The following is a 17,202-nucleotide window of genomic DNA, read 5'->3' on the forward strand; positions in this document are numbered from 1 at the left end:
CTAAGTCGCTCTTTGTTTGATTGGGGAGTCGGCCGATAAGCCGGGTTCTGTCGTGGACAGTCATTCCTCTAGGCGCTGCGTTACCCCAGCGCTCAAGCAACCTACCCGGACCCAGCGCGGGCCACGCCATTGGGTCCCTATTTGGTCTTGCTCCGAGTGGGGTTTACCTTGCCACGCACTGTTGCCAGGCGCGCGGTGCGCTCTTACCGCACCCTTTCACCCTTACCGGCCTCGAAAGGCGTAGGCGGTCTACTCTCTGCTGCACTTTCCGTCGGCTCACACCGCCCAGGCGTTACCTGGCACTCTGCCCTATGGAGCCCGGACTTTCCTCCCCTGCCCGTAAAGGCAGCGGCGACTGTCTGGCCAACTCCGGCGGCAAGCATACCAGCGCCCCCGCTTGGCCTCAATCCTCACTTTTCATTGCTTGTAGTCGGGCATACCACGTTTGCTTTCGTCCGCCGAACACGCGGGCCGACACGGCAGCACTTTGTTTCACGCCAACACCCTCCGCTAACAGCGCATTTAATAACGTATCTTCTGAAAAAGCCTGCTGGGTTTGCTCGACATTGGGCGGCGCGCCTTGAACCATCACCACAAACTCGCCCCGGGCTTGATTGGGGTCTTCTTCTAATTGAGCCAACAGCGCGCCAGGGGTGCCGCTCAAAAAGGTTTCGAATGTTTTGGTTAGCTCGCGAGCGAGCACTACGTCGCGCGCCCCCATCACCTCACTGAGCGCCGTCAGCGTATGCACAATGCGGTGTGGCGATTCGTAAAACACCAGCGTGGCTTCGTGCGCCAACCACTGCTCAAGCGCTTGTTTTCGCGCCGCGGGCTTAGCAGGCAAAAAACCTGCAAAGGTAAACCGGTCGGTGGGAAGTCCTGCCCCTGATAGCGCTGTAATCAGCGCTGACGGGCCAGGTACAGGTACGATGCGGCGCCCCCGCTCGCGCAACGCTCTCACGAGCACAAAGCCGGGGTCGCTAATTAACGGCGTGCCGGCATCGCTAATCAAAGCGATATCTTCGCCTGCCACGAGATAGCGGTCGACCTGCTCTATACGATGGGACTCATTATGGTCATGCAGTGACAGCATCGGCACATTGAGCCCTAAATGCGTCAGAAGCCGTCCACTGTGGCGCGTATCTTCCGCAGCAATTCGCGCTACACTACCCAGCGTTTGGGCAGCGCGGGGCGAGAGGTCCTGCAAATTCCCAATCGGCGTAGCAACCACGTACAATGTTCCTGGATGCAATGTGCCCAGATGGCCGTGTGTCATCTAAACTCCTGGTAAACGAAAAAATGGCAGCGCCAATGGCAACTAAGGAAGGATACATGAAACCGCTATATCGTGGCTTACTCACCCTGACGCTTACTGCCCTTTTTATGTCGGGCTGCGCTCTTCAACAGCCACCTAGCGTGGTTGACCGCGTCCCGGATCAGGACCCGAATCGCCTACTTAGCCAGGCGCAAGAACAAGCACCAGACCAAGCAGCACAAACCCGCCTAGAAGCCGCTAACATCTACGCTCGACAAGGGCAGCGCGATAAAGCCTTTGCCACAGCGGATGAATTGGATCCACAGAAATTGTCCGAATCCGACCGCGTGCGCTGGGCGCTACTCTACTCCGGGCTTGCTCGCGCACTTGATGAGCCTCGCGCTGTTTTGAAAGCCACCACAGTGCTCGATCAAGAATTAGGCATGTCGGCTGAGCAGCAGCAAACCCTGCAAGAGCGCAGACGCTGGGCGCAGGATGCGCTTGACCAACTTGACCCTGAGCGCTTTGCATTACCCGAATTCAGCACAGATGTAGAGCGTATTGCGGTGTATTTACCCGAATCCGGGCCGCTGGACAATGTCGCCTCAGCGATTGCCACTGCGATGCGCCAGCATCACGACGTGCAAAATAGCGATGTACAGCTACATTTTATCGATGCCTCTCAACACGGACTCGACGCGCTTTACCAGCGCGCCGAGCAAATGGGGGCTCAAGTCGTCATCGGGCCACTCGACAAAAATCAAGTGACATCGCTTGAACAGCGCCAAAGTGTGCCGCTACCCACCTTGGCGCTCAATTACGGTAAAAGTCGAAATAATCAAGCGACGCGGCTATTTCAGTTTGGCCTTTCCGCCGAAGACGAAGCCCGCCAAGCGGCACAGCGCGCGTGGCAAGATGGACACCGGCAAATGGTGATCATGGTACCCAATAATGACTGGGGCCGCCGGGTTGGCGAAGCTTTCTGGAACGAGTGGAGCGCGCAAGGCGGAGACGTTACTAACGCGGTGCGCTACAACCCCGAGAGCTCGGTTTCCAATTCAGTTAAGACCGCACTCAATGTCCGCGGTGAGCGCGCTCAACTGAATAATATTGACGCGCTCTTTCTTCTCGCCGTTCCTGACTATGCACGCCAAGTCCCCCCTACCCTCGACTACTACTACGCGCCGAATTTACCTATTTATGCCACGTCTCATCTACACGACGGGCAGCGCCAGCCGCGCTTGGATCAAGACCTCGACGACGTGATGTTTATGGATATCCCCTGGCAGATTCCGGACGCGGCCGTAGGTGGTGAAGAAGTCCTACCCTTTTACTCCACGTACCGAACACTGCGCGAAGAGAGCGATGCTTCCATGTTCAGCCTAATGGCCATGGGGGTAGACGCCTTCGAAATCGCAACCAATTTGACAGTATTAACTGGTGCAGAAAGCCTTAGTGGCGCAACCGGCCGGCTTTACTTAACCGCAGACGGTCGCGTCTACCGTGAATTGCCTTGGGCTAAATTCCAAAATGGAATCCCGGCGCCAATTCTTATTCCGGGGCTATCGACACCTGATGAGGAATAGTGCACAAACGGCCCGGGCCCGCGGAACAGCGATGGAACAGCAAGCAGCCGAGTGGCTGCAGCTGCGCGGGCTAACGCTTTTAGGTCGCAATCAGTACGCAAAAGGCGGTGAGCTTGATTTGGTCATGCAAGATGGCGACACCCTGGTGTTTGTCGAGGTCAAGCATCGTGTTACCACTCAGTATGGCCATCCGCTCGAAGCCGTGACGGCACAAAAACAGCGTCGCCTAGTACATGCTGCACGGGTTTATCTCGCTAAACGGCAACTTTACTGCCCGTGCCGCTTTGATATCCTAAGCGTCGTTGGCTCGCCGCCTGATTTAACTTTCGAGTGGGTAAAAGCCGCCTTCGATGCATTTTGACGCCAGCAATCAGGACCTTTAGATGGATTTTCAGTCGCGAATACTTGGTCACTTTAACGCCAGCATTGACACTAAAACGTATGCCAGTGAAGTGCTGCCACCTTTCATTGAAGTCGCCAGCCAAATGATGGTGCAGAGCTTGGTCACTGAGGGCAAAATTCTTGCCTGCGGCAACGGCGGAAGCGCGGGCGACAGTCAACACTTCTCCTCTGAGCTGCTGAACCGGTTTGAGCGCGAACGCCCAAGCCTTCCCGCGCTGGCACTTACAACAGACACTTCGACACTCACGTCGATTGCCAACGACTACACGTATAACGAGGTATTTTCCAAGCAAATTCGTGCGCTTGGGCAGCCGGGCGATGTTTTGCTCGCCATCTCCACCAGCGGCAATTCAGCTAATATTGTCCAGGCGATACAAGCCGCGCACGATAGAGAAATGACCGTTGTCGCGTTAACCGGGCGTGACGGTGGCGATATGGCATCGCTGTTGGGGCAAGATGACTGTGAAATCCGCGTACCTGCTACGTCGACTGCACGCATCCAAGAAGTACACCTATTAGTGATTCACTGCTTATGTGATTTAATTGATGAACAACTCTTTGGTGGCGCCGTCTAATATGGCTGGCTACCCCACCATCACGTATTGCACTGCTAAAAAACGTGATACTTCAAAATTTTAAGGAGCTTCCTATGCCCTTTGCTTTTTTTTCATCACGCTGGTTAATAATTACCTTGCTTTGCGGGATGCTAATTCTTAGTGGATGCGCGACTCATACTGCGTCAAACCCCTCTAACTACGGCAACCGCAGCAGCGATGTAGAAGCGGTCGATTCAGTCATTGAACAGGAGGTCGATAAAGCCCTAGCACGCACCGATGGCCGCCTTGACGATGCACGCATCCGCCCCCACAGCTACAACGGCGTCGTTTTATTAGTGGGACAAGTCCCGAGCGAAGAACTTCGTGAGATGGCAGGCAACGTCGCCCGTGATATCCGCGGCGTTGAAGAAGTTCATAACGAGCTAACAATCGCTGCTCGCTTACCTGCAGGCCAGCGTTTGACCGATAGCTGGCTAACCACCAACGTGGTCAGCCAATTAGCCACAAATGACCGCATCGACTCGTCTAAACTAAAAGTGACAACCGAAAACGCAAGCGTTTACCTCATGGGCATTGTCTCGCGTGGCGAAGCAGACCGTATTGTAGCCGCCGCATCAAACGTAAGAGGCGTACAGCGAATTGTTAAAGTCTTTGAATACCTAGACTAGCACGCCATAAGAGACGATATCTTGTCGTTCATTAAATAAGATTGTCTCTCAACCAGCAACGCCTCGACATATGTCGAGGCGTTGCTGGTTTAAGCACTAATCGCAGGTTGCGACGGGTACTTTATTTAATCACCCGCAGCGTAGGCTTTTTCTTCTTGCTCGAAGAGCCGGACTTAGAAGACGTTGTCTTGGAAGACGAAGCAGACGAAGAATTTTTATCTGCGCTCTCGCTATCTTTTCCCGTACCTTCATCGTCACTAGTTTGCTCGGCAGGTTCCGCAACCGAAAGCTCCGGCTTACCGGACACACCACTCTGGCTCTCGGACTCAGTCTGCTCTTCTTCCGGTGAATCAAGTTCTGGCTCATGACCAAAGACCATGCCAGCACCATTCTCGCGCGCGTAGATAGCAATTAACGCAGTTATCGGAATCATCACCTGCATAGGCTGACCGCCAAAACGTGCGTTAAAGCCTATAGCCTGATTCTCCATAAAAAGATCGCGCACCGCCGTAGGGGCCACGTTAAGAACAATCTGGCCGTTTTGCACAAATTGTTTAGGCACTTCCACGTCCGGCTGGGTGGCATCGACTACCAGATAAGGCGTCAACTCGTTATCGACCAGCCATTCATAAAGTGCTCTCGCCAGATAGGGGCGACTGGAACGCATCGGGTTCCCCTCCTATCGCTTACATCAGTAAATTATGCACGCATCTCTTTTTCGTGCTCGTTAAGCGAGGCTTTAAATGCCTCACGTTCGAAAACACGCGCCATATAACTCATCAGTGGCTGCACTTGCTTTTCTGGCAGCTCAATATTGAGCTCCGGCAGGCGCCACAAAATGGGAGCTAAACAGCAATCAACCAGCGTGAATTCGTCGCTCATGAAGAAAGGCATATCTTCAAAAATCGGCGAAATACCCACTAAGCTTTCGCGTAGCTCTTTACGTGCCTTATCCGCCTCTTTTTTGCCCCCGGTACGAATCTGCTCAACCTTTGGGCACCATTCGCGCTCAATACGATGCATCCATAGGCGACTTTGCGCACGCGCGACGGGGTATACCGGCAAAAGCGGCGGATGTGGGAAACGCTCGTCTAGGTACTCCATCATTACCTTAGATTCGTAGAGCACCAAATCACGATCCAGTAGCGTCGGCACGCTATTGTAGGGATTTAAGTCCGCTAGTTCTTCCGGAGGCTGCTCTTCATTTACATCGACAATTTCTACTGCAACACCTTTTTCAGCCAACACAATACGTACCCGATGGCTAAAGTGATCATCATTACCTGAATAAAAGATCATCGACGACCGTTTGGCCACTACACCCATGAAATCATCCTCGCATCAAACCAACTTGAGATCATAACACGCAATTATCTTTACAGGGTAAAACAGACGGATGTATTACCGCTAGTAACACAAAGGGCGCGCGGCACATGCCGCACGCCCCTTGCTACGCGCCACACTCTTTTAGTGAATATCGCGCCAGAACTCACGCTTCAGCAAGTAAGCAATCACACCGAAAATGAAGATAAAAATCAGCACCTTCGGCGCAAGCGCTTGCGCTTGGAGCTTAGATGGCTCACCCACATAAGCCAAGAAGTTGGTCAGGTCATAAACGGCCTCTTCAAACTCTTCCGGCTCTAGCTTGCCTGGCTGTGTGACTTGCAACACTTCGCAGGATTGATACTTGCCCGTTAGCGGATCAAGTTCAGACCCTTCAACGTGCCGGTCTGTCTGGGCGCAAACCTTCTCTTGAACGCCTTGCAAAGGCTCTAAGACGTTAGGCATGGCCACCAAAGGAAACACCGCATTGTTGACACCTGTCGTAGTGCTCGGATCTTTATAAAAACTCAACAGATAAGAGTAGATCCAGTCTGTGCCGCGTAGACGGGCTTCAAGCGACAAATCGGGCGGCGGCGCACCAAACCAACCTTCTGCATCGCCGCTATTCATGGCGATGTGCATTTGGTCGTTAAACCCAAGATCCGGCGAAAAAATCAGATTCTCTTCAACAAGATCTTGCGGCATACCCAGATCTTCTGCCGCACGGGAGAAACGCTGATACTCAAGTGAGTGACACCCCATGCAGTAGTTCGTATAGATCTGCATGCCGTTTTGCAAAGATTCCTTGTCTGCCAAGTCTGGCTCCATGGAATACGGCAGGCTGGCACCACCAGCGGCTATTGCCGTTACTGGGAGCAGCGCAAATAGCAGTGCAAATAGTTGTTTTTTCATTAGCCAGTCACCCTTTCCGGAACGGGTTTAGTCTTCTCCAGCTTGGTATAAATCGGCATAAGCAGGAAGAAAGCGAAGTAAATGGCTGTACATACTTGAGCCAGGATGGTACGACCACCGGTTGACGGCAGCACACCCAATATCCCGAGGATGATAAAACTGATAGCAAACAACAGAAGCATCAGTTTTGATATCCAGCCCTTATAGCGCATAGAGCGCACCGGACTACGATCAAGCCACGGCAGAACAAACAGTACGGCAATCGCACCGCCCATAAAGATAACGCCCAGGAACTTAGCATCGAGGCCAAAGATAGAGAACGTAATCGCACGCAAGATGGCGTAGAACGGAGTGAAGTACCAAACCGGCGCAATATGGTCTGGCGTCTGCAGTGGGTTCGCGGGCTCAAAATTGGGCTTTTCAATGAAATAGCCACCACCTTCAGGGAAGTAGAAGACCACCACACAGAAGACAAACAGGAAAACCGCCACACCGACAATATCTTTCACGGTGTAATAAGGGTGGAACGGGATACCATCAAGCGGCTTGCCGGTTTCATCCTTTTTCTTCTTGATATCAATGCCGTCCGGGTTGTTAGACCCAACTTCGTGCAGCGCAATAATGTGTAGCACCACCAATGCCAAAATGACGATAGGCACCGCAACAACGTGGAGCGCAAAGAAGCGGTTGAGCGTAATACCGGAAATCAGAAAATCACCCCGTATCCACTGCGCAAGGTCAGGACCGATGCCCGGAATAGCAGAAAACAGCGAAATAATGACTTGAGCGCCCCAGTAGGACATCTGCCCCCATGGCAACAGATACCCCATAAAGGCTTCTGCCATCAGCGCCAGATAAATCGTCATACCAAAGATCCATACCAGCTCTCGCGGCGCTTTATACGAGCCATAAAGCAGACCACGAAACATATGCAGGTATACAACGAGGAAAAAGGCAGAGGCGCCAGTAGTGTGCATGTAGCGGATTAACCAGCCCCACTCCACATCGCGCATAATATATTCAACAGAAGCAAAGGCACCTTCTGCCGAGGGATTATAGCTCATGGTCAGCCATACGCCGGTTAAAATTTGATTAACCAGCATGAGTAGAGCTAACGAGCCAAAGAAATACCAGAAATTAAAGTTCTTCGGGGCGTAGTACTTCGATAGATGCTCTTGCCACATCTGCGTAGCGGGAAAACGATCATCAACCCACCGCATGATGCCGCTTTCAGCTTTGGCTTTATTTGGATTACCCATCAGGCAGTCTCCTCATCTTCGCCAACGATAATAATATCGTCGCTTTCAAAGCGATACGGCGGCACTTCAAGGTTGGTTGGTGCAGGCACATTGGTAAATACGCGCCCAGCCAAATCAAACCGAGAACCGTGACAAGGGCAGAAAAAGCCCCCCGGCCAGTTATCCACGCCTACCCCTTCTGCATCAGGCTCGGGGCGATAAAGCGGAGAGCAGCCCAAGTGCGTACAAATACCAATCAAGACGCCAATATCTTGCTTGATAGAACGCAGCATGTTGGTCACATAGCTAGGCTGCTGGGGTACATCAGAATTCGGGTCAGCCAAACGCGCGGTATCTATTGATTCCGTACGCTCAATCATTTCGGGCGTGCGATTGATAATCCACACAGGACGCCCACGCCACTCCACCGTCATTCGCTGACCGGGTTCTAACTTGGACACATCCGCCTGGACGGGGGCACCCGCCGCTCTTGCCTTGGCACTAGGCTGCCAAGAAGCCACAAAGGGAACCGCAACCCCGACTGCACCCACCGCACCCACTACGGAGGTGGCACCTACGAGGAAACGGCGCCGACCTTTGTTTACGCCGTTATCTGCCATTTCTGGTTTCTCCCATCAGCTTACTCGTACCGCCACAAAGGCATATTGCGGCGACAAATACCAAATGCGCTCTATGGTAAAAAAACTAAGCGCTCTGCACAAGAACAACCGCCCTTGACCAAGGTGGAAGAAAAAGCGCAATTTACTGATATTTAAACAAAAAAACGCCCAGGCCAGTGACCCGGGCGTTTTGCCGCATTGCGCTAAAATTAACGCTTAGAGAACTGCGGACGACGGCGTGCTTTACGCAGACCGACTTTCTTACGCTCTACTTGGCGAGCGTCACGGGTAACGTAACCCGCTTCGCGCAGCACCGGGCGCAAGTCTTCATTATAGTCCATCAGTGCGCGAGTAATACCGTGACGGATAGCACCGGCTTGTGCTGAACCGCCACCACCAGCAACAGTCACATAGACGTCGAACTGGTTAAGGGTGTCAGTCAACTCGAGAGGCTGACGAACTACCATGCGGCCAGTAACGCGACCAAAGAATTGATCCAGCTCGCGGTTATTGACAGTGATCTTGCCGGAACCCGGCTTAAGGAAAACGCGGGCGGTAGAAGTTTTGCGGCGCCCGGTACCGTAATACTGCTGTGTCATGGCGAAGATTTCCTCAGATGTTCAGTTCAAGCGGCTGTTGAGCAGCATGCGGATGCTCGGCACCAGCATAGACTTTCAGCTTGGTGTACATAGCGCGACCCAGAGGGCCTTTCGGCAGCATACCTTTAACGGCAGACTCAATAATGCGCTCAGGCGCGTGATCGATCATTTTATCGAACGTCATTGAGCGCAGGCCACCCGGATAACCGGTGTGACGGTAGTAAGTCTTCGCCTTGGCTTTGTTGCCAGTCACTTGGACTTTCTCAGCATTGATGACGACGATATAATCGCCGGTATCAACGTGAGGAGTAAATTCGGGCTTATGCTTGCCACGTAGGCGGCGAGCAATCTCGGTAGCTAGACGACCGAGCGTTTTATCCGTCGCGTCGACGACATACCAGTCGCGCTGGACGGACTGCGGCTTAGCACTGAACGTCTTCATGAATGAAATTCACCAGATTTAAGTGTGTTGGGTGTCATCAGCTTTCCATCTAAAAACGCAAAAGCTTAGCACCATCCCTATTTTTCTTGGTTGCTTGCCAAAATCAGAAAGCAACGTTGAGCGAGGCGGCATTCTACAGTAAGAGAAGCGCTCAGTTAAAGGCTTTTTCGCATTTGTGGCGTGAACTGCCAAATCGAACCTATCGCCTTATGGCTTATGGGCCAGCGCGAGATAGTCGTGCGACTGCATCTCTTGCAAGCGCGACAGCGTCCGCTGAAACTCAAAGTTGAGTTTACCGTCAGTATAAAGCGACGCGATGGGCACTTCTGCGGACATCAGAAGTTTGACGCCGCGATCATAAAACTCATCCACCATATTGATAAAGCGCCGGGCTTGGTCGTCTTTTTTCGCGTCCATTTGCGTGACATTGGAAACCAGCACGGTGTGAAATTCGCGCGCCAACTCAATATAGTCATTCTGGCTACGCGGCCCATCACATAGCTCTCGAAACTCGAACCAGACGATATCATCATGCACTCTGCGCGTATGCAGCACACGGTGATTTACCTCCAGCGGCGCATCAAGCTCCCCTTCATGGCCGGATATTTCACGAAAACTCCGCAGTAGCTCGGTTTCCGCCTCAGCATCAAGCGGGGTGTGAAAAATCTCGGCTCGCTCAAGAACGCGTAAGCGGTAGTCAATCCCTGAGTCAACATTTACGACCTCACAGTGACGGTTGAGAAGCTCAATCGCCGGGATAAAACGCGCGCGCTGCAGCCCCTCTTTATAGAGGTCGTCCGGCACAATATTGGAGGTAGCAACCAAGACAACACCATGCTCGAAAAGCGCTTCTAGTAAGTTGGCCAAAATCATCGCATCGGTGATGTCTTTGACAAAAAATTCGTCAAAGCAAATAACGCGCGCCTCTACTGCAAACTTTTCCGCAATCAGCTTAAGGGGGTCTTTTTCGCCTTTGTAATGATTCAACTCATTATGTACACGCTGCATGAACCGGTGAAAGTGCGTACGCATCTTATCGGCAAATGGCAGCGCTTCGTAGAAGGTGTCAACGAGATACGTTTTACCTCTACCCACTCCCCCCCAAAAATAGAGCCCTTGAACCCTGGGCATAGCAGGTTGCGAGTGCCCTGGCGTGGATTTCCCCATTAATCCCGCCATCTTTGCTTTTATACCTTTCTTAGCTATAACACTTTTCGGCTTGGTGGTGGGCGCACTAATGAGATTGTCATACAGCCGCTGCAGGTGTTCGACGGCCTTTTGTTGCGCGGCATCGTATTGAAAGTCATCTCTTTCAAGGTCTGCGCGATAGCGCTCCATGGGGGTGGGCGGACGTGTCACAGTGTCTCCATGGCCAGAGGTGGATGGCATAGCATTAATCTCCTGCAGCGCGTTTTGAGCCGATTTTATCAGCGCCTCAATATCCAATGGCGCGAGATTATACGCCGAAGACACACAAAGCACATGGACGGATTGACCCAAACGCCTGAAAGACGCCTATAATAGCCGCAAAACGCATTACTGTAGTCGAGATGTTACTGAGACAAAGTCATTGAGACAAAATCATTGAGCAAAAGTCACTACGATAGAGCACACACCAGGTGCTAGGGAGATAAATGTGGAAGTAAGTACTGAGCTGATGTTTGCCTTTATTGGCGCTGTTTTAGGTATTGTTGTCGGCGCGGTTGGTTACCGCTTTGCCAGCAAAAGTCAGCATAATGTCGTTGCCATGCAGCAAAAGTTCCTGGAAAGCGAGCGCCAAGTGGCCGAGCTTAAAAGCCGTATGGGTTCACATCTGCTCGACTTTCAGCAACGTCTCGACACCATTCGTGATGAAGCGAGCGAGCTTGAAAAGCAACTCAATCAAGAAGCGCAGCACTGGAATTTGGGCAATGACACACTACCTCATCTCGACCTAAGCGGCTTGAGCACCACACAAGCAAGCGAAGAAAGTGCCACTGCACCGTCTACCACTAACTCGTCTGCCGCTACTGGCGCACCCCGCGACTACGCAGATGGCCAAAGCGGCACTTTATCAGAAGACTTTGGCCTAAAAGAAACTGACACACCGCCACAGCCGCCACGCTACTAGCCCTACGTCGACGAATTCATAACGTGCAAAAACTCACCTCCCGTCACGCAGGGTTATCAATATCCACAAAACGGTGCTCAATGCCAAACTCTGCGGCCAACCACTCGCCTAACGCCTGTACGCCATAACGTTCAGTCGCATGGTGACCCGCGGCCATATAGTGGATGCCCATTTCGCGCGCTAGGTGGGTGGTGCGCTCTGATATCTCGCCTGAGAGAAAAAATTGCGCGCCCCCTTCATAAGCTTGGGTAATCATATCCTGCGCCCCGCCGGTGCACCACGCCACGCGTTCGATATCACCGGTACCCGCAGCCTCAATGACCAAAGGCTCCCGTTTTAGCTCATGCGCAACGCGTTGCGATAAAGCCGAGAGCGAGGCTGGCGCGGTATTACCCAACCACAAAAGCCCTTCGCCTAATGCACCATCCAGGCAGCGCTCAAACTGCCATCCCATCCGCTTGGCTAACTGTGCATTGTTGCCAAGCTCTGGGTGGGCATCGAGCGGCAGATGATACGCCAACAAATTCATATCGTGGCTAAGCAGGGTTTTGATCCGTCGCTGCTTCATCCCCGTTAGTGCAATGGGTTCATTTTTCCAAAAGTAACCATGATGCACGACAATGGCATCGGCCTCCCATGCGACGGCTTCATCCAAAAGCGCCTGGCACGCTGTCACGCCGGTGAGAACTCGCTGAATACGCCCTCGCCCTTCGACCTGAAGCCCATTCAGGGTAAAGTCTTTAAAACGGCTGGCGCTTAGTTTGTGCTCACACGCAGCCACTAGCACATCCCGCTCCACCATTTTGCTCTCCTTCAATGCGTTTGATTAACCAATAGCCACACCTGCGGAATATCCGTAAGGAATGTTATCATCACCCACTTCCAACGCGCGCTTTTCAACGCAAACAGCATCGCCTAACAGACTGCGAACTAAGGAACGCCCATGCAACGCTTCGTGCTGCCTTACATATGGCCCATTATTTCCGGCATATTGCTCGCAGCACTGTTTCTTGCGGTATTTCCTGACTCAATCCCCTTCGAATCGTCATCCTCTACACCCGATGAAACCGCGCTTGTCACCTCATCTGAAACAGAATCAGAAAACCAGCGGCCCAAGCCGGACGTTCAACAAGCGCCCCCCTTAACACGCAACGAAGGACCGACGAGTTACGCTGACGCGGTTAACCGCGCCGCACCGGCCGTCGTTAATATTTATTCATCGCGCATTGTCGAGCGTGATCAACACCCCTTAATGTCGGACCCCTTTTTCCAACAGTTTTTTGATGGTGACGATGCCACACGGCAACAACGAATGCTTTCAAGTCTCGGCTCCGGCGTCATCGTGAGTGAAAATGGCTACGTTTTAACCAATCATCATGTCATTAACGGCGCTGATGAAATACAGGTCGCACTGCGTGACGGACGCGAAACCCTTGCCAAAGTCATCGGCACCGATCCGGAAAGCGACTTGGCCGTCCTTCATATTCCTCTAGACGATCTTCCCGTTATCGCACTAACCGATTCAGCCGATGTTGCCATAGGCGATGTCTCACTCGCCATTGGCAACCCCTTTGGTGTGGGCCAGACGGTCACTATGGGTATTATTAGTGCCACTGGGCGCAGTCACTTAGGTTTGAACGCCTACGAGGATTTCATCCAGACCGATGCAGCTATTAATCCAGGTAACTCGGGTGGCGCCCTCGTCAACTCAGATGGCGCCCTAGTGGGCATCAACACGGCGATATTTTCTCGCTCAGGTGGCTCTCAAGGGATTGGATTCGCGATTCCGGCCAATCTTGCGCATAACATTCTGAATGAGCTGGTCACTAAAGGAAGGGTCATACGCGGATGGCTGGGCATAGAAGCTCAGGCTTTATCGCGGGAGTTGGCGACCTCGTTTGGACTACGCACACCACAAGGCGTCATTATCGCGGGGGTTATCCAAGGCGGCCCTGCTGCCCGCGCGGGACTGCAGCCCGGCGATGTACTGCTCGCTGTCGACGACCAACCTGTACTCGATGCTCGCGCTACGATGAGCGACATCGCCGATATCGAACCCGGCACAAAACTACCGCTGACGGTTGTACGCGGCGGTGAGATTATGGAAGTTATGCTCGAAGTTGGGGAGCGTCCCGTACCAGCGCCCCCCACGCCTCGCCGTCTATCTGACACCCCTTAAGAAACCCGGCATGTTAGATGTCTTCAACGGCGAATACGGTATTCTGCTGAGCGCGCGTGCGCGGTTAGCGACTCACCTCGGGCGAGCTCCGAGGCTATTCCACCCAGCGATGATGCGCCCTCTGCTGAGCAGTGGATAATGGACGAGCGCTTCTGGAAGTCGTAGACCCCAAGCGGTGATGAAAAACGTGCGGTGCCGGAGGTCGGTAGCACGTGATTGGGCCCAGCACAGTAGTCGCCAAGGGCTTCAGCTGTGTAACGCCCCATGAAGATCGCGCCGGCGTGACGCACTCCCTCTAACCAGTCTTGCGGCTCAGCAACAGAGAGTTCCAAATGCTCAGGGGCAATGCGGTTGATAAGCGTGATGGCCTCTTGCTTATCCTGGCACGCTATCAGTGCACCACGCCGACGCAATGAGGCGCGAACGATCTCTTCACGTTCAAGCGTAGGCAGCAAACGCTCGATTGAGGCCTCTACCGCCTGCAGGTGTTCGGCATCCCAACTGACCAGGATCGCCTGGGCATCCTCATCGTGCTCCGCCTGGGAGAAGAGATCCATGGCAAGCCAATCAGGGTCTGTTAGCCCATCGCTCACCACCAAAATTTCCGATGGTCCAGCAATCATATCAATGCCAACTTGACCAAATACCGCACGCTTGGCGGTGGCCACGTATATATTACCCGGCCCCACAATTTTATCCACGCGCGGGACTGTTTCAGTGCCATACGCAAGCGCGGCGATTGCTTGAGCCCCACCAATGGTGAAAACGTAGTCCACGCCTGCTAAGTGAGCCGCCGCGAGCACCATGTCATTCAGCACACCATCGGGGGTCGGCACCACCATCACGATCTCGTTGACGCCTGCCACGTGCGCCGGAATCGCGTTCATCAGTACCGAGGAGGGGTAAGCTGCCTTGCCACCCGGAACATAAATCCCTGCCCGGTCTATCGGACTGACCTTCTGCCCTAGCACCGTGCCATCGGCTTCCGTGTACTGCCAAGATTCGGGCTTTTGCCGCTCGTGGTAGCTACGGATACGCTCTGCTGCAGCGGATAACGCCACCCGCTGTGCCGCAGGAAGAGAGTCAAAAGACCGCTTGAGCTGCTCGGGGGTCAGCTTAAGCTCGCTCATCGAGCTGACCGACAGGCGGTCAAAGCGATTCGTTGTCTCCACCACCGCCGCATCGCCACGCTGCTTAACTTGAGTCAGTATGTCGTCCACGCGTTGTTGAACCGCTTGATCCGACACGCCATCCCAATCGAGCAACGTATCCAAACGCTGCGAAAAATCAGCATCACGGGTAGAAAGCCGCGCCACCGTCTGTGCTGCTACCGTCGCACTCATCGCTACCACTCCTCGATGTTAGGGACTGACCGGTTGATTTTGGCGCTTTTTAACCGCCTCGCTTAAGCGCTCGATAAGCGGTTTAATTTGCGCATGTTTCATCGTCATTGACGCTTTATTCACGACCAACCGGGTGCTGATCGGCGCGATCAGCTCGCGCGGCTCCATGCCATTGGCACGCAAGGTATTACCGGTATCAACAATATCGACGATTTCATCGGCAAGGTTCATTATTGGCGCCAGTTCCATCGCACCATAGAGCTTAATCACTTCCGCTTGAATCCCCTGCTCAGCGTAATAGCGCCGCGCCACGTTAATGAACTTGGTCGCCACACGACGCCGAGCACGGCCAGGCGCTTCACCAGCTGTCCCTGCAGTCATTAGCTTGCAACGTGCAATGTCTAAATCTAGCGGCTCGTAAAGGTTCTCGGCGCCATGTTCAAGCAACACGTCTTTACCCGCGACACCCAAGTCGGCAGCGCCGAGCTGTACGTATGTAGGCACGTCGGTCGCCCGAATAACCACCAGCTTCACATTGGGCAGGTTGGTATCAAACAAAAGCTTACGGCTTTTGCCCAAGTCTTCTGCTGGCGAGATACCCGCATCGGCCAATAAGGGAAGTGTCTCTTGCAAAATGCGCCCTTTAGAGAGCGCCAAAATCAGTTGCTTACTCATCGTCATTGCCAATGGTTAGTGCGTGGCTTAGCCCGGAATACGGCGAATACGCGCCCCTAGCTGCTGTAGCTTCTCTTCGATGCACTCATAGCCACGATCAATGTGATAAATGCGGTCAACCAGAGTTTCCCCTTCGGCCATCATCGCGGCGATCACAAGCGATGCAGAGGCGCGCAAGTCGGTTGCCATCACCGGCGCACCTGAGAGTTTTTCAACCCCTGTGATCAGGGCCGTATTGCCTTCTAAGACAATATTGGCGCCCATGCGGTTGAGCTCTTGCACGTGCATAAAGCGATTTTCAAAGATCGTCTCTACGACCCGTGAACTCCCTTCGGCCACCGCGTTCATCGCCACAAACTGTGCTTGCATATCCGTTGGAAACGCCGGATATGGCGCTGTACGGATATTGACAGCCCTGGGACGCTTGCCTTGCATATCCAGTGCGATCCAATCATCACCCGTGGCAATGCTGGCACCGGCGCTCTCAAGCTTGGCCAACACGGCTTCAAGAATATCCGCCCGGGTCCGCGTCACTTTGACCCGGCCACCCGTCATCGCGGCAGCGACCAAAAACGTCCCGGTTTCGATACGATCAGGCATCACGTCGTGCTCGCAGCCGTGCAGGCGCTCGACGCCTTCAATCACGATAGTATCGGTGCCATGCCCCTCAATCCGCGCGCCCATTTTGATTAAGCACTCGGCCAAATCGACGATTTCGGGTTCGCGTGCAGCGTTCTCCAGCACCGTTTTACCTTCAGCCAGCGTTGCGGCCATCAGCAAGTTTTCAGTGCCCGTCACCGTCACGGTATCGAAAAAGATCGTCGCGCCTTTTAGACGACCATCGACCCGTGCGCGAATATAGCCGCTTTCAACGCGAATTTCCGCGCCCATCGCCTCAAGGCCACGAATGTGCAAATCGACCGGGCGCGAACCTATCGCGCAGCCGCCGGGGAGCGACACATCTGCATGACCAAAGTGGGCCAGCAGTGGGCCCAGCACCAAGATGGAAGCACGCATTTTTTTTACGAGTTCATAAGGCGCGTGGCAGTGTGTGACCTGGGAGCCATCGAGCTGAATGCTCATTTTTTCGCCCATCACGGGCTCCACGCCCATACGTCCGAGCAACTCAAGCGTGGTGGTTATATCCTGCAGGTGCGGCAGGTTGCCGATCACCACGGGGCCGTCGGCCAACAGGCTGGAACAGAGGATAGGCAATGCGGCATTTTTTGCGCCGCTGGCCCATACTTCGCCGTCTACCACCCCATTGCCTGTAATCAGTAATTTATCCATACA

At 53.5% G+C, this 17,202-nt stretch carries 19 protein-coding genes and 1 other RNA gene; 6 read left to right on the top strand and 14 right to left on the bottom strand.

The genetic code is table 11. The features are described from left to right. Positions 1 to 20 precede the first annotated feature (20 nt). Both rnpB and rsmI read right to left on the bottom strand, forming a co-directional pair. An RNA gene (gene rnpB, locus HZS81_RS00300) (RNase P RNA component class A) lies at positions 21 to 371 on the bottom strand. Positions 372 to 403: 32 nt separating this feature from the next. Beyond that, complete coding sequence (rsmI, locus tag HZS81_RS00305) at positions 404 to 1,276, bottom strand: 16S rRNA (cytidine(1402)-2'-O)-methyltransferase (protein ID WP_179928563.1); 873 nt, start codon at positions 1,274 to 1,276, stop codon at positions 404 to 406. Between the two features lie 56 nt (positions 1,277 to 1,332). On the opposite strand from rsmI, the gene HZS81_RS00310 reads away from it, so the two are divergent. The 4 genes from HZS81_RS00310 to HZS81_RS00325 all read left to right on the top strand — a co-directional run bounded on the left by HZS81_RS00310 (position 1,333) and on the right by HZS81_RS00325 (position 4,468). Next, positions 1,333 to 2,841: a penicillin-binding protein activator gene (locus HZS81_RS00310; RefSeq protein WP_179928564.1), complete on the top strand. Its 1,509-nt coding sequence runs from the start codon at positions 1,333 to 1,335 to the stop codon at positions 2,839 to 2,841. Further along, entirely contained in the window at positions 2,831 to 3,202 is a 372-nt protein-coding gene (locus HZS81_RS00315; RefSeq protein WP_179928565.1) for a YraN family protein, read from the top strand. The genes HZS81_RS00310 and HZS81_RS00315 overlap by 11 nt, the downstream gene beginning before the upstream one ends. Before the next feature lie 22 nt (positions 3,203 to 3,224). Next, entirely contained in the window at positions 3,225 to 3,818 is a 594-nt protein-coding gene (locus HZS81_RS00320; RefSeq protein ID WP_179928566.1) for a phosphoheptose isomerase, read from the top strand. 74 nt (positions 3,819 to 3,892) lie between these two features. Next, entirely contained in the window at positions 3,893 to 4,468 is a 576-nt protein-coding gene (locus tag HZS81_RS00325) for a BON domain-containing protein (protein ID WP_179928567.1), read from the top strand. A gap of 121 nt (positions 4,469 to 4,589) precedes the next feature. Here the strand turns inward: HZS81_RS00325 and HZS81_RS00330 are convergent, their stop codons facing one another. The 8 genes from HZS81_RS00330 to zapE form a co-directional block, all read right to left on the bottom strand. Then, positions 4,590 to 5,135 (bottom strand): ClpXP protease specificity-enhancing factor, encoded by a 546-nt coding sequence (locus tag HZS81_RS00330; RefSeq protein WP_179928568.1) that lies wholly within the window; start codon positions 5,133 to 5,135, stop codon positions 4,590 to 4,592. Positions 5,136 to 5,167: 32 nt separating this feature from the next. Beyond that, positions 5,168 to 5,794 (bottom strand): stringent starvation protein SspA, encoded by a 627-nt coding sequence (gene sspA / locus HZS81_RS00335; protein WP_179928569.1) that lies wholly within the window; start codon positions 5,792 to 5,794, stop codon positions 5,168 to 5,170. Between the two features lie 141 nt (positions 5,795 to 5,935). Continuing rightward, complete coding sequence (locus HZS81_RS00340; protein ID WP_179928570.1) at positions 5,936 to 6,703, bottom strand: cytochrome c1; 768 nt, start codon at positions 6,701 to 6,703, stop codon at positions 5,936 to 5,938. Next, positions 6,703 to 7,962 carry a cytochrome b gene (locus tag HZS81_RS00345; protein ID WP_179928571.1) on the bottom strand — a complete coding sequence of 420 codons (1,260 nt, stop codon included), beginning with the start codon at positions 7,960 to 7,962 and terminating at the stop codon, positions 6,703 to 6,705. Before HZS81_RS00345 ends, HZS81_RS00340 begins: the two co-directional genes overlap by 1 nt. After that, the gene (gene petA / locus HZS81_RS00350; RefSeq protein ID WP_179928572.1) at positions 7,962 to 8,561 is read right to left on the bottom strand and encodes a ubiquinol-cytochrome c reductase iron-sulfur subunit; all 600 of its coding nucleotides are present in this window, start codon (positions 8,559 to 8,561) and stop codon (positions 7,962 to 7,964) included. Before petA ends, HZS81_RS00345 begins: the two co-directional genes overlap by 1 nt. Before the next feature lie 209 nt (positions 8,562 to 8,770). Beyond that, positions 8,771 to 9,160, bottom strand: coding sequence for a 30S ribosomal protein S9 (gene rpsI, locus HZS81_RS00355; RefSeq protein ID WP_179928573.1), 390 nt, complete (start codon positions 9,158 to 9,160; stop codon positions 8,771 to 8,773). Positions 9,161 to 9,173: 13 nt separating this feature from the next. After that, positions 9,174 to 9,602: a 50S ribosomal protein L13 gene (gene rplM, locus HZS81_RS00360; protein WP_179928574.1), complete on the bottom strand. Its 429-nt coding sequence runs from the start codon at positions 9,600 to 9,602 to the stop codon at positions 9,174 to 9,176. A gap of 207 nt (positions 9,603 to 9,809) precedes the next feature. Continuing rightward, positions 9,810 to 10,991, bottom strand: coding sequence for a cell division protein ZapE (gene zapE, locus HZS81_RS00365; protein WP_241697326.1), 1,182 nt, complete (start codon positions 10,989 to 10,991; stop codon positions 9,810 to 9,812). 247 nt (positions 10,992 to 11,238) lie between these two features. Between zapE and HZS81_RS00370 the strand changes: the two genes are divergently transcribed. Continuing rightward, on the top strand, positions 11,239 to 11,712 hold the full coding sequence (locus HZS81_RS00370; RefSeq protein WP_179928575.1) for a ZapG family protein: 474 nt from the start codon (positions 11,239 to 11,241) through the stop codon (positions 11,710 to 11,712). A gap of 43 nt (positions 11,713 to 11,755) precedes the next feature. On the opposite strand, the gene HZS81_RS00375 is transcribed toward HZS81_RS00370, so the two are convergent. Continuing rightward, on the bottom strand, positions 11,756 to 12,514 hold the full coding sequence (locus tag HZS81_RS00375) for a Nif3-like dinuclear metal center hexameric protein (protein ID WP_179928576.1): 759 nt from the start codon (positions 12,512 to 12,514) through the stop codon (positions 11,756 to 11,758). A 141-nt stretch (positions 12,515 to 12,655) separates the two neighbouring features. Between HZS81_RS00375 and HZS81_RS00380 the strand changes: the two genes are divergently transcribed. Then, positions 12,656 to 13,891, top strand: a complete 1,236-nt coding sequence (locus HZS81_RS00380; RefSeq protein WP_179928577.1) for a Do family serine endopeptidase — start codon at positions 12,656 to 12,658, stop codon at positions 13,889 to 13,891. Between the two features lie 23 nt (positions 13,892 to 13,914). Here the strand turns inward: HZS81_RS00380 and hisD are convergent, their stop codons facing one another. Genes hisD through murA form a run of 3 tightly spaced genes read right to left on the bottom strand, consistent with a single transcriptional unit; the run spans position 13,915 to position 17,199 of the window. After that, positions 13,915 to 15,234, bottom strand: coding sequence for a histidinol dehydrogenase (gene hisD, locus HZS81_RS00385; protein ID WP_179928578.1), 1,320 nt, complete (start codon positions 15,232 to 15,234; stop codon positions 13,915 to 13,917). A gap of 18 nt (positions 15,235 to 15,252) precedes the next feature. Next, complete coding sequence (gene hisG, locus HZS81_RS00390; RefSeq protein WP_179928579.1) at positions 15,253 to 15,909, bottom strand: ATP phosphoribosyltransferase; 657 nt, start codon at positions 15,907 to 15,909, stop codon at positions 15,253 to 15,255. Between the two features lie 27 nt (positions 15,910 to 15,936). Further along, positions 15,937 to 17,199 (bottom strand): UDP-N-acetylglucosamine 1-carboxyvinyltransferase, encoded by a 1,263-nt coding sequence (gene murA / locus HZS81_RS00395; protein WP_179928580.1) that lies wholly within the window; start codon positions 17,197 to 17,199, stop codon positions 15,937 to 15,939. Between the last annotated feature and the right edge of the window lie 3 nt (positions 17,200 to 17,202).

It is taken from the genome of Vreelandella salicampi, assembly GCF_013415105.1.
Classification (GTDB): Bacteria; Pseudomonadota; Gammaproteobacteria; order Pseudomonadales; family Halomonadaceae; genus Vreelandella; species Vreelandella salicampi.

Bases quoted from the DNA above. Each gene is read 5' to 3' on its own strand.
- hisG (WP_179928579.1), bottom strand. From the start codon at position 15,909: ATGAGTAAGCAACTGATTTTGGCGCTCTCTAAAGGGCGCATTTTGCAA.
- sspA (WP_179928569.1), bottom strand. From the start codon at position 5,794: ATGGGTGTAGTGGCCAAACGGTCGTCGATGATCTTTTATTCAGGTAAT.
- HZS81_RS00310 (WP_179928564.1), top strand. From the start codon at position 1,333: ATGAAACCGCTATATCGTGGCTTACTCACCCTGACGCTTACTGCCCTT.
- HZS81_RS00345 (WP_179928571.1), bottom strand. From the start codon at position 7,962: ATGGGTAATCCAAATAAAGCCAAAGCTGAAAGCGGCATCATGCGGTGG.
- HZS81_RS00330 (WP_179928568.1), bottom strand. From the start codon at position 5,135: ATGCGTTCCAGTCGCCCCTATCTGGCGAGAGCACTTTATGAATGGCTG.
- rsmI (WP_179928563.1), bottom strand. From the start codon at position 1,276: ATGACACACGGCCATCTGGGCACATTGCATCCAGGAACATTGTACGTG.
- rpsI (WP_179928573.1), bottom strand. From the start codon at position 9,160: ATGACACAGCAGTATTACGGTACCGGGCGCCGCAAAACTTCTACCGCC.
- HZS81_RS00315 (WP_179928565.1), top strand. From the start codon at position 2,831: ATGAGGAATAGTGCACAAACGGCCCGGGCCCGCGGAACAGCGATGGAA.
- HZS81_RS00320 (WP_179928566.1), top strand. From the start codon at position 3,225: ATGGATTTTCAGTCGCGAATACTTGGTCACTTTAACGCCAGCATTGAC.
- murA (WP_179928580.1), bottom strand. From the start codon at position 17,199: ATGGATAAATTACTGATTACAGGCAATGGGGTGGTAGACGGCGAAGTA.
- rplM (WP_179928574.1), bottom strand. From the start codon at position 9,602: ATGAAGACGTTCAGTGCTAAGCCGCAGTCCGTCCAGCGCGACTGGTAT.
- HZS81_RS00340 (WP_179928570.1), bottom strand. From the start codon at position 6,703: ATGAAAAAACAACTATTTGCACTGCTATTTGCGCTGCTCCCAGTAACG.
- petA (WP_179928572.1), bottom strand. From the start codon at position 8,561: ATGGCAGATAACGGCGTAAACAAAGGTCGGCGCCGTTTCCTCGTAGGT.
- HZS81_RS00375 (WP_179928576.1), bottom strand. From the start codon at position 12,514: ATGGTGGAGCGGGATGTGCTAGTGGCTGCGTGTGAGCACAAACTAAGC.
- hisD (WP_179928578.1), bottom strand. From the start codon at position 15,234: ATGAGTGCGACGGTAGCAGCACAGACGGTGGCGCGGCTTTCTACCCGT.
- zapE (WP_241697326.1), bottom strand. From the start codon at position 10,991: ATGCCATCCACCTCTGGCCATGGAGACACTGTGACACGTCCGCCCACC.
- HZS81_RS00325 (WP_179928567.1), top strand. From the start codon at position 3,893: ATGCCCTTTGCTTTTTTTTCATCACGCTGGTTAATAATTACCTTGCTT.
- HZS81_RS00380 (WP_179928577.1), top strand. From the start codon at position 12,656: ATGCAACGCTTCGTGCTGCCTTACATATGGCCCATTATTTCCGGCATA.